We start from the raw sequence: 10,879 nt of genomic DNA, 5'->3' as shown, positions 1-10,879 counted from the left end.
CCGGAGGGACGGTCGTCACGGCGGAAGCCGCCACGGTCGCCACCACGGTCGTCACGGTTGAAGCCACCGGACGGACGGTCGTCGCGACGGAAGCCGCCGGAGGGACGGTCACCGCCGGAGCGGAAGCCACCGGAGGGACGGTCGTCACGGCGGAAGCCGCCACGGTCGCCACCACGGTCGTCACGGTTGAAGCCACCGGACGGACGGTCGTCGCGACGGAAGCCGCCACCACGGTTGTCGTCACGACGGTCGCCGCCGGAGCGGAAGCCACCGGAGGGACGGTCGTCACGACGGAAGCCGCCACGGTCGCCACCACGGTCTCCACCGCGGTCGTCACGACGGTTGTCGCGGCGCTCGAAGTTGCCGCGGTCGTCGCGGGCCTGGAAGGACGGGCGCTCCTCGGCGACCGGCGTGGCCGCGACGGCAGCCGCGACCTCGGCCTCGGCGGCCTCGGCCACCTCGGCGACAGCGGCCTCCGGGTCCTCGCCGCGCTCACGGGCGGAGCGGGCGACCAGGCGGTCGGCCTCCTCGCGGAGCTCGGCGGCACGGCGCGTCAGGCGCTCCAGCTGCTTGGTGAGGTCGGCGACCTCACGCTCGGCCTGCTTGGCGGCGTTGTTCGCGGAGTCGGCCTGGACCTCGGTCAGCGAACGCGCACCGGTGATCTCGGCGACCTCCGGGTCGAAGGCGCCGGCGCCCTGGACGATGTGGCGCGAGGCGTCGACGCCCGCGTCCTCCATCAGGCGGAAGATCTGGCGGCGCTGGTGCGGCAGGGCCAGGGAGACCACGACACCGGACTTGCCGGCACGGGCGGTACGGCCCGAGCGGTGCAGGTAGTCCTTGTGGTCGCCGGCCGGGTCCACGTTCAGGACCAGGTCGATGCCGTCGACGTGGATGCCTCGGGCGGCGACGTCGGTCGCGACGAGCGCGTTGACGTAGCCGTCCTTGAAGTCCGCGAGGACGCGGGTACGGGCGCCCTGCGTCATGCCGCCGTGCAGCGCGTCGGCCTTCACGCCGGCCTCGACGAGCTGCTCGGCGATGCGGTCGGCGCCCAGCTGGGTGCGGACGAAGATGATGGTGCGGCCCTTGCGGGCGGCGATGGCGGCCGTGACCGGCGCCTTGTCCTTCGGCTTCACGACGAGGACGTGGTGCGTCATGGTCGTGACGTTGCCCTGCGCGCTGTCGACCTCGTGCGTGACGGGGTTGGACAGGTAGCGCTTGACCAGGGTGCCGATCTCGTTCTCCATGGTGGCGGAGAAGAGCATGCGCTGGCCGCCGCCGGGGATCTGGTCGAGCAGCTCGGTGACCTCGGGCAGGAAGCCCAGGTCGGCCATCTGGTCGGCCTCGTCGAGGACGGCCACCTCGACGTTCTCCAGGGAGCAGGCGCCGCGGTTGATGATGTCGCGCAGACGGCCCGGGGTGGCGACGAGGACGTCGACACCGCGCTCGAGGGCGTAGATCTGGTTGCCCATCGACGTACCGCCGCAGACGACCTTCATCTTGAGGCCGAGCACGTCGCCGTACGGCTGGAGGGCGTCCGCGACCTGCATCGCGAGCTCACGCGTCGGCGTGAGGATGATCGCGCGGGGCTTCTTCTTCTCGGTGTGGCCACCGGCCAGGCGGGCCAGGGTCGGCAGACCGAAGGAGAGGGTCTTGCCGGAGCCGGTGCGGCCGCGGCCGAGGATGTCCTTGCCGGCCAGGGCGTCCGGGATGGTCGCGGCCTGGATCGGGAAGGGGGAGGTGACACCGTTCTGCGCGAGCTTGCGCACGACGCCCTCGGGCAGACCGAGGTCGCCGAAGGTGATGGTGGGCTCGGCGTCGGCGTCGTCCGCCTCGGCGTCGATGGACTGGTCGGTCGTCACGTCGGCCTCAAGGGCCTCGATGATTTCGTCGGCCTCAGCGGCCTCGATCGCCTCGGTGACCACAAGGGCCTCGACGGCGTCGACGAGCTCGTTCGAGTCGTTCTCGGGCATGACGGCACGGTCAGAACTGGAAATGGACATGCGAAATGCGAAACCTTCCGGAGTCTCGGCACGCGCCCAAACTCCGTGAATCGCAAATCGACCGCCTCAATGCGGTCAGCCACGGCTAGGGAGAGTACGCGCCACACGGCGCTCTTCGGATTCGGCGCCGGGCAATGGGATCAAACGATCTATAACCATACGCACCCTCCCCCGGGTCTGGCAAGTCGCTTCGACCAGACCCGCTCTGACCTGCGACGATTCCCTCGATCCGGGAGCCCGACACCCACCCGCCGCCGACCCCGGGAAGAGCCCGCGGCTACGAAGAGGGCGTCGGGGAGGGGTCCGGAGCCGGGGGCGTCTGGGCCGGCGGAGTGGGCGAAGTCACGGGCGGCTCCGGGATCGGCGACTGGGCGGGCGGCGGTGTGACGTGCGTCCCACCGGAACCACTGCTTCCGGATCCGCCCGAGGTCGGCTGCTGTCCGCCCTGGCCGCCGGGCCCGCCACCCGGGCCGGCCGACGGCGAGGGGGCCCCGGGCCGGCCGGCGGGCGCACCCGGGCTGGGGGAGGCCCCGGTGGCGCCGGACGCCTTGCCGTCCTCGGCCGGCCTGCCCTCCTCGCCCGCCGCACCCGGCTTCGAGCCGTGGCGGCCGCGCGCCCCCGGGCCCTTGCCGGAAGCGGAGCCCCCGGCCGCCTCCGCGGCCGCCTTGCGGTCCGCCGGCGAGGGCCCGGGCTTCGCGCCGTCCTCGCCGACGCTCATGCAGCCCGCCGTGGCCGCGACCGCGAGCACGGCGGCGGCCAGCCGGAGGGAAGCGGACAACTGGCGCACGGGGCACCTCCTGGGGGTCCCCCGGCGGCGGCCGGAGGTGGGCGGTCAGGGTCCGCGGAGAGCGGGTCAATGTGCCCAACTCCCTTTACCCCGTAAGGGACACGCCCTTGGGGACACCGCCGGTCCGCAATCCGCCGGCCGTCCGGGGACGACCCCCGGACGGCTCGGGCCCCAGGCCTCGGCCCAGGACTGAGGCCCCAGGAAGCAGGGCTCAGGGCTCAGGGCTCAGGGCTCAGGCGAACAACTGCCGCGCCACCTGCGACCCCAGCGTCACCGCACCCAGCCCCGCCAGGACCGAGGCCGCCACGTTCGCCGCCGCCAGGAACCGCCAGCCGCGCTCGTACAGCCGCAGCGTCTCGTACGAGAACGTCGAGTACGTGCTCAGTGCCCCGCACAGCCCCGGGCCCAGCAGCAGGCTCAGCCGCTCGGAGGCCGCACCGGCCAGCACCGCACCGGTCAGTACCCCGAGCACCAGGCACGCGCCCGCGTTCACCACGAACGTCCCCCACGGGAACACCGAATCGTGCCGCGCCTGCACCGCACGGTCCGTCAGATAGCGCAGCGGCGCCCCCACGACGGCGCCCACCACCACGAGCAGCCAGTTCACTTGCGCCTCCGCGGGCCGCCCCGTACGGGAAGTCCGGCCGCGAGACGGGTCGCCGCGGCCCCGGCCCACACCGCCCCCAGCGCCGCCACCACCGTGAGCCCGGCGTACGCCAGCGCGCGCCCCGCCTCCCCCGCGTCCAGCAGCCGCGAGAAGTCCACCGCGTACGTGGAGAACGTGGTGAACCCGCCGAGCACCCCGACCCCGGCGAACGGCCGGACCAGCGGATGCGGCGGCGTCCGGCCGCCCTCGCTGATCAGCACCATCAGCACGCCGATCAGGACGCAGCCGATCACGTTCGTCCAGAAGGTCGTCCACGGGAAGGCCCCGGGTCCGGCGGCCGGCCACAGCAGCGAGGCCCCGTACCGTGCCGAGGCCCCGAGCGCGCCGCCCACCGCGATCGCGGCGAGCACGGGACCCTGCCTTTCGGCACGCTGCCCGGGCACATGGAGGTCGACGTCCGGATCGATCGCCTCCGCCGCGCCGTCCCCGCCCGGGCCGGTCACCCGTACCCCAGCGCGTGCAGCCGCTCGTCGTCGATCCCGAAGTGATGGGCGATCTCGTGCACCACGGTGATCTCCGTCTCCGCGATCACGCCCTCCCGGTCCTCGCACATCCGCAACGTGGGGTTCCGGTAGATCGTGATCCGGTCCGGCAGCACCCCGGCGTACCACTCGCCGCGGTCCGTCAGCGGGGTCCCCTCGTAGAGACCGAGCAGCTCGGGGTCGTCCGCCGGCGGTTCGTCCTCGACGAACACCGCCACGTTGTCCATCAGCCGCGTCAGCTCCGGCGGGATGCGGTCCAGGGCCTCTGCGACGAGCTCTTCGAACTCCTCGCGCGTCATCTCCAGCACCGGGCCATTGTCCCTCCGGCGGGGGCACCTCCCGCATGTGGGGAAACCGTTTTGGCGATAGCTCCCCGGATCCCATATGCTTCTCACGTCCCCGACGCGCTGAATAAGTGCCCGGCGGGCCTTTAGCCCTCATCGTCTAGTGGCCCAGGACGCCGCCCTTTCAAGGCGGTAGCACGGGTTCGAATCCCGTTGGGGGTACGCATTACCGTGTGCAAGACTTGGTCTCGCACACTGCAAGGACCTGTGGAGCAGTTGGTTAGCTCGCCACCCTGTCAAGGTGGAGGTCGCGGGTTCAAGTCCCGTCAGGTTCGCTGAGGCCGGAAACGGTCTCGTGGCTGGGTAGCTCAGTTGGTACGAGCGATCGCCTGAAAAGCGATAGGTCGCCGGTTCGACCCCGGCCCCAGCCACCACAAGAAGGCCCCGTCCATCGGACGGGGCCTTCTGCGTTACCCGTTCTCCCTCTCCCGGCGCTCCCGGCGCTCGCCGCGGCGCCACTGCGTCACGCCGACCGCCGCCGCTCCCGCCGCCACCAGCCCGAGCAGCGCCCAGTCCGGAACCGCGTCCGCGAACGTCCGGACCCGCTGCTCCACCGCGTACGAGTCGTCCACGTCGAGCAGCCCCGGCAGCGCGCTCGCCCCGTCGTACGCGAGGAACAGCGCGCCGAGGGCGATGAAGAACAGCCCCGACAGCAGCGAGGTGGTGTGCAGCTCGAAGCGGCCCACCCGCACGGCCCGCCCGCGCAGCCAGCGCCGCCGGCCCAGGTCGAACCGCTCCCACAGCAGGGCCAGCAGGAACAGCGGCACGGCCATCCCCAGCGCGTACACGGCCAGCAGCAGGCCGCCGTAGACCGGGCTGCCGCTGACCGCCGCGACGGTCAGGACGCTGCCGAGGATCGGGCCGGCGCAGAACCCGGCCAGTCCGTAGACGGCGCCGAGCGCGTACACCGACAGCACGGTGGTCGGCCGGATCCGCCCCGACAGCTCCGAGATCCGCTTCGAGGCGAAGCCGAGGCCCAGGATCTGCGCGACCCCGAGCGCGATGATCAGCCAGCCGCCGGCCAGGACGAGCCCGTCACGGTTGCCGTGGAAGAACCGCCCGGCGTACGAGCCCGCCGCGCCCAGCGGTACGAGGGTGCTCGCGAGGCCCGCGTAGAAGATCCCGGTGCGCGCCAGCAGCCGAGAGGTGGAGTCGATCGAGTACGCGAAGAACGCGGGCAGCAGCAGGGCGCTGCACGGGCTGAGCAGCGCGAGCAGCCCGCCCAGCAGCGCGGCCAGGTACCCGATGTCGCCGACGCCGGTCACCGGGCGGCCTGGCCGTCGGCCTGCCCGGCACCCTCGGGGCGAGCCTGGGCCTTCGCCTGGGCGATCGCCGCGGCGAAGGCGTCGAGCGGCTGGGCGCCCGCGATCGGCCGGCCGTTGACCAGGAAGGACGGGGTGGAGGTGACCCCGATGCGGTAGCCCTCCTCCTGGTCCTTCTGCAGGGCGGCCGCGGCGGCCTCGCCGGCCATGTCCTGCCGGAAGCGGTCCAGGTCCGGGACCCCGGCCTCACGGGCCAGCTCCAGCAGCCGCGCCTGGCCGAAGCCCTTCTCCTTGGCCCCGTCGGCGTACGCGGCCGCGTGGAACTGCGCGAACCGGTCCTGCTGCCCCGCGGCCCAGGCGGCCTTGGCGGCGGCCTCGGAGTCGGCGCCGAAGATCGGGAAGTTGCGCCACTCGATGCGCAGGGTGCCGTCCTCGACGTACTTCTTCACCAGTGCGGGTTCTGTGTCACGGGCGAACTTGCCGCAGTAGCCGCACTTGAAGTCGGAGTACTCGATCAGCACGACGGGGGCGTCCGCCCGGCCGGCGGCCAGCTTGTCGCCGGACTCGCGGCGGGCCAGCTTCGCCAGCTCGGCGTGGACGTCGGAGCCCTTGGGCGCGGCCGCGGCCGAGGAGGAGGTCCGGGCGGGCCTGTCCTCGGGCGCGGTGGCCTGCCAGGACACGATCCCGAGGGTGACGGCGGCGACCGCGACGCCGGCGGAGATCAGCAGCCGCTTGCGCGCGGAAGTGGAAGAGGAAGAGGAAGACGAACGCGGACGGGAGGGGGAAGAGGACATACGGGTGCTCCAGAGCTGCGGGTGGTGAAGGTGGACCGGCGGGAGGGCCGGTCCTCTACACCCGCATCACGGACAGCTCCACGGGCCCCGGAGCCGGCTGGTCCGGCCCCCGTGCGAGCACCCGCACCGGCGCCACCCGGTCCGCCCAGGCCTGTTCCACGGCGGGCCGCCCCACCGGGGCGTGGGCGTGCTCCCCTCCGCCGCGGGGCGGCACGCCCGGGGCCTGTCCGTGGTCCCGGGTCCCGGGATCACACGAGGGCCCCCGGTCGCCGGCGGCCACGGCGTGGACCGGAGCGGCGGCCGGAGCGGCGGCCGGAGCGACGGCCGAAGCGGACACCGCACCCGGAACCGGAGCAGAAACGGAGCCCGGAACCGGAAGCACCGCCGCGGACACGGCACACCCCACGAGCACCGCGATCACGGCAGCGAGCAGCCACCACACACCACGGGCGCGGGACATGGCAGGCCTCTCACTGGGTCATCGGGTCGGTTCAGGCGATCTCGTCCCGAAATGGTACGGGGAGGGGGCACAAATGCGTTCGCCACCCGGCGCCCGCGGGTGAGATCCTCGATCAGGTATGTCTACTTCCTTCGCCGCCCTGCAGACGCTTCTCGGTGAGATCTCCCTCCGTGACGCGCACCGCCTCGGCCGCCGCCTCGAAGGCGCCCGCCGCATCCGAAAGCCCGAGGCCAAGCAGGCCGTGCTCGACGAGATCGCCGCGGAGGCCGAGAAGGCCGCCGCGCGACTGGCCGGCCGTGCCTCGCGGATGCCGGAGGTCACGTATCCCGAGAACCTGCCCGTCAGCCAGAAGAAGGACGAGATCGCCGAGGCGATACGCGACCACCAGGTCGTGATCGTCGCCGGTGAGACCGGCTCCGGCAAAACCACGCAGATCCCCAAGATCTGCATGGAGCTGGGGCGCGGCGTCCGGGGCATGATCGGGCACACCCAGCCCCGCCGGATCGCCGCCCGCACGGTCGCGGAGCGGATCGCCGAGGAGCTCGGGTCCGAGATCGGCCAGACGGTCGGCTGGAAGGTCCGGTTCACCGATCAGGTGGACCAGGACGCGACCTTCGTGAAGCTGATGACCGACGGCATCCTGCTCGCCGAGATCCAGACGGACCGCGAGCTGCGCGCGTACGACACGATCATCATCGACGAGGCCCACGAGCGGTCCCTCAACATCGACTTCCTGCTGGGCTACCTGTCCCGGCTGCTGCCGAAGCGCCCCGACCTCAAGGTCGTGATCACCTCGGCGACGATCGACCCGGAGCGGTTCTCCCGGCACTTCGGCGAGGCCCCGATCGTCGAGGTCAGCGGCCGTACGTACCCCGTCGAGGTGCGCTACCGCCCGCTGCTCGAGGACGACAGCGAGGAGAGCGACCGCGACCAGATCACCGCGATCTGCGAGGCCGTCGACGAGCTCCAGTCCGAAGGCCCCGGCGACGTCCTGGTCTTTCTCTCCGGCGAGCGCGAGATCCGCGACACGGCGGACGCGCTGAACAAGCGGAACCTGCGCTTCACGGAGGTGCTCCCGCTCTACGCCCGCCTCTCCCACGCCGAGCAGCACCGCGTCTTCCAGCAGCACACGGGGCGCAGGATCGTTCTCGCGACCAACGTCGCCGAGACCTCCCTCACCGTCCCCGGCATCAAGTACGTGATCGATCCGGGCAACGCCCGGATCTCCCGCTACAGCCACCGCACCAAGGTCCAGCGGCTGCCCATCGAGCGGATCTCCCAGGCCAGCGCCAACCAGCGCAAGGGCCGTTGCGGCCGTACCAGCGACGGCATCTGCATCCGGCTCTACTCCGAGGACGATTTCCTCTCCCGGCCCGAGTTCACGGACGCCGAGATCCTGCGCACCAACCTGGCCTCCGTCATCCTCCAGATGACCGCGGCCGGCCTCGGCGAGATCGAGAAGTTCCCCTTCATCGACCCGCCGGACCACCGCAACATCCGCGACGGCGTCCAGCTGCTCCAGGAACTCGGCGCGCTGGACCCGGCCGAGAAGGATCACACGAAGCGCCTCACCCCGATGGGCCGCCAGCTCTCCCAGCTCCCCGTGGACCCCCGCCTGGCCCGCATGGTCGTCGAGGCGGACAAGAACAACTGTGTCCGCGAGGTCATGGTCATCGCGGCGGCCCTGTCCATCCAGGACCCGCGCGAGCGGCCCTCGGACAAGCAGACCCAGGCCGACCAGAACCACGCCCGCTTCAAGGACGAGACCAGCGACTTCCTCTCGTTCCTGAACATGTGGCGCTACGTCCGCGAGCAGCAGAAGGAGCGCGGCTCGTCCTCGTTCCGCCGGATGTGCAAGCAGGAGTACCTGAACTTCCTGCGGATCCGCGAGTGGCAGGACATCTACTCGCAGCTGCGTACGGTCGCCAAGGGCATGGGCATCCACGTCAACGAGGCCGACGCCCCCGAGACGAGCGTGCACATCTCGCTGCTGGCCGGCCTGCTCTCGCACATCGGCCTCAAGGACACCGACAAGAACGAGTACCTGGGGGCCCGGTCCGCCAAGTTCGCGATCTTCCCGGGCTCGGCGCTCTTCAAGAAGCAGCCGAAGTTCCTGATGTCGGCGGAGCTGGTGGAGACCTCGCGGCTGTGGGCCCGGGTCAACGCCAAGGTCGAGCCGGAGTGGGTCGAGCCGCTCGCCCAGCACCTGATCAAGCGCACGTACAGCGAGCCGCACTGGGAGAAGGACCAGGCGGCCGTCATGGCGTACGAGAAGGTCACGCTGTACGGCGTGCCGATCGTCGCCCAGCGGAAGATCAATTACGGCCGGATCGACGCCGCGGTCTCGCGCGAGCTGTTCATCCGCAACGCGCTGGTCGAGGGCGACTGGCGCACGCACCACAAGTTCTACGCCGACAACCGCAAGCTCCTCACCGAGGTGGAGGAGCTCGAGAACCGGGCGCGGCGGCGCGACATCGTGGTCGACGACGAGACCCTCTTCGACTTCTACGACCAGCGGATCCCCGACCACGTCGTCTCGGGCGCGCACTTCGACTCCTGGTGGAAGCACAAGAAGCGCGAGGAGCCCGAACTCCTCGACTTCGAGCGCGAGATGCTGCTGACCGAGAAGGCGGCCGGGGTCACCAAGGCCGACTACCCGGATTCCTGGCGCCAGGGGCAGCTCAAGTTCCGGGTGACCTACCAGTTCGAGCCCGGCGCGGACGCGGACGGCGTGACCGTCCACATCCCGCTCCAGGTGCTGAACCAGGTCACCGGCGAGGGCTTCGACTGGCAGATCCCGGGCCTGCGGGAAGAGGTCGTCACCGAGCTGATCCGCTCGCTGCCGAAGCCGATCCGCCGGCACTACGTGCCCGCGCCGAACTTCGCGACCCGCTTCCTGGACTCCGCGGTGCCGCTGCAGGAGCCGCTGCCGGTCACCCTGGCGCGCGAGCTCCAGCGGATGGTCGGGGTCCCGGTCACCGCCGAGGACTTCGACCTCGGCCGGATCCCGGACCACCTGAAGATCACCTTCCGGATCGTCGACGAGCGTCGCAAGAACCTCGCCGAGGACAAGGACCTGGAGGCCCTGCGGCTGAAGCTGAAGCCGAAGGCCCGCCAGGCCCTCTCCAAGGCCGCCGCCGCCACCGCCGAGCGCGCGGGCGGGGAGTCGCTGGAGCGCACCGGGCTGACCGACTGGACGATCGGCACGCTGACCAAGGTCTTCGAGACCCGGCGGGCCGGTCAGCCGGTGAAGGCGTACCCGGCGCTGGTGGACGACGGGGGAGCGGCAGCGGGAACAGTCTCCGTACGGCTCTTCGACACGGAGGCCGAGCAGCAGCAGGCGATGTGGCTGGGCACGCGGCGGCTCATCCTGCTGAACATCCCGGTGAACCCGGCGAAGTTCGCCTCGGACCACCTGACCAACCAGCAGAAGCTGGCCCTGTCCCGCAATCCGCACGGCTCCATCCAGGCGCTGTTCGACGACTGCGCGACCGCCGCGGCCGACAAGCTGATCGCCGACCACGGCGGCCCGGCCTGGGACGAGGCGTCCTTCCGAGCCCTCTACGAGGCCGTCCGCGCCGACCTGGTGGACACGACCGTGCGGACCGTGGCCCAGGTGCAGCAGGTGCTGGCCGCCTGGCAGGCCTGTGAGCGCCGTCTGAAGGCCACGAACAGCCTGGCCCTGGTGGCGAACGTGCAGGACGTCAGAACGCAGCTGGCGGCCCTCGTACCGGCGGGCTTCGTGACCCTGACGGGCCTGCGCCGGCTGCCGGACCTGATGCGCTACCTGGTGGCGGTGGACCGGCGGCTCCAGCAGATGCCGACGGGCGCCCAGCGCGACACCACGCGCATGCAGAAGGTGCACGAGATGCAGGACGAGTACGCGTGGCTGCTGGAGCAGTTGCCGAAGGGCCGGCCGGTGCCGTCCGCGGTCACCGACATCCGCTGGATGATCGAGGAACTCCGGGTCAGCTACTTCGCGCACGCGCTCGGGACGGCGTACCCGATCTCCGACAAGCGCATCGTGAAGGCGGTGGACGCGGCGGCCCCCGGACCGGCCCGCTGATCGGGTTCGACTGCACC

General features: G+C 71.6%; 9 protein-coding genes and 3 tRNA genes. 4 read left to right on the top strand and 8 right to left on the bottom strand.

Annotated elements, in window-relative coordinates:
• From ACFXGI_RS32705 to ACFXGI_RS32685, 5 genes are all read right to left on the bottom strand, one after another.
• Positions 1 to 1,970 (bottom strand): DEAD/DEAH box helicase (locus ACFXGI_RS32705; protein ID WP_384714645.1); only part of this gene is annotated, 1,970 nt, incomplete at its 3' end.
• A gap of 307 nt (positions 1,971 to 2,277) precedes the next feature.
• Entirely contained in the window at positions 2,278 to 2,787 is a 510-nt protein-coding gene (locus ACFXGI_RS32700; RefSeq protein WP_384714642.1) for a hypothetical protein, read from the bottom strand.
• A 232-nt stretch (positions 2,788 to 3,019) separates the two neighbouring features.
• Complete coding sequence (locus ACFXGI_RS32695; RefSeq protein ID WP_384714639.1) at positions 3,020 to 3,394, bottom strand: fluoride efflux transporter FluC; 375 nt, start codon at positions 3,392 to 3,394, stop codon at positions 3,020 to 3,022.
• The gene (locus ACFXGI_RS32690; RefSeq protein ID WP_384714637.1) at positions 3,391 to 3,897 is read right to left on the bottom strand and encodes a fluoride efflux transporter FluC; all 507 of its coding nucleotides are present in this window, start codon (positions 3,895 to 3,897) and stop codon (positions 3,391 to 3,393) included. Before ACFXGI_RS32690 ends, ACFXGI_RS32695 begins: the two co-directional genes overlap by 4 nt.
• On the bottom strand, positions 3,894 to 4,244 hold the full coding sequence (locus tag ACFXGI_RS32685; protein ID WP_030857999.1) for a metallopeptidase family protein: 351 nt from the start codon (positions 4,242 to 4,244) through the stop codon (positions 3,894 to 3,896). Before ACFXGI_RS32685 ends, ACFXGI_RS32690 begins: the two co-directional genes overlap by 4 nt.
• 125 nt (positions 4,245 to 4,369) lie before the next feature.
• Here ACFXGI_RS32685 and ACFXGI_RS32680 point away from each other — a divergent pair.
• The 3 genes from ACFXGI_RS32680 to ACFXGI_RS32670 all read left to right on the top strand — a co-directional run bounded on the left by ACFXGI_RS32680 (position 4,370) and on the right by ACFXGI_RS32670 (position 4,654).
• A tRNA-Glu gene (locus ACFXGI_RS32680) sits at positions 4,370 to 4,442 on the top strand.
• A 39-nt stretch (positions 4,443 to 4,481) separates the two neighbouring features.
• Positions 4,482 to 4,555 (top strand) — tRNA-Asp (locus ACFXGI_RS32675).
• Positions 4,556 to 4,577: 22 nt separating this feature from the next.
• Positions 4,578 to 4,654, top strand: a tRNA-Phe gene (locus tag ACFXGI_RS32670).
• 36 nt (positions 4,655 to 4,690) lie between these two features.
• Here the strand turns inward: ACFXGI_RS32670 and ACFXGI_RS32665 are convergent.
• The 3 genes from ACFXGI_RS32665 to ACFXGI_RS32655 are packed head-to-tail and all read right to left on the bottom strand — an operon-like array spanning position 4,691 to position 6,796.
• Positions 4,691 to 5,545: a cytochrome c biogenesis CcdA family protein gene (locus tag ACFXGI_RS32665; protein WP_384714634.1), complete on the bottom strand. Its 855-nt coding sequence runs from the start codon at positions 5,543 to 5,545 to the stop codon at positions 4,691 to 4,693.
• Positions 5,542 to 6,336, bottom strand: a complete 795-nt coding sequence (locus ACFXGI_RS32660; protein ID WP_384714631.1) for a DsbA family protein — start codon at positions 6,334 to 6,336, stop codon at positions 5,542 to 5,544. The genes ACFXGI_RS32665 and ACFXGI_RS32660 overlap by 4 nt, the downstream gene beginning before the upstream one ends.
• 55 nt (positions 6,337 to 6,391) lie before the next feature.
• A complete protein-coding gene (locus ACFXGI_RS32655) occupies positions 6,392 to 6,796 on the bottom strand; it encodes a hypothetical protein (protein ID WP_384714628.1) in 405 nt (134 codons plus the stop codon).
• 118 nt (positions 6,797 to 6,914) lie between these two features.
• Here ACFXGI_RS32655 and hrpA point away from each other — a divergent pair, with 118 nt between their 5' ends.
• Positions 6,915 to 10,862, top strand: coding sequence for an ATP-dependent RNA helicase HrpA (gene hrpA, locus ACFXGI_RS32650; RefSeq protein ID WP_384714625.1), 3,948 nt, complete (start codon positions 6,915 to 6,917; stop codon positions 10,860 to 10,862).
• Positions 10,863 to 10,879: the final 17 nt, after the last annotated feature.

The sequence above is a fragment of the Streptomyces sp. NPDC059355 genome, assembly GCF_042752335.1.
In the GTDB taxonomy this organism is placed as follows: domain Bacteria; phylum Actinomycetota; class Actinomycetes; order Streptomycetales; family Streptomycetaceae; genus Streptomyces.
This window is presented reverse-complemented; position numbering and strand designations above follow the sequence as displayed.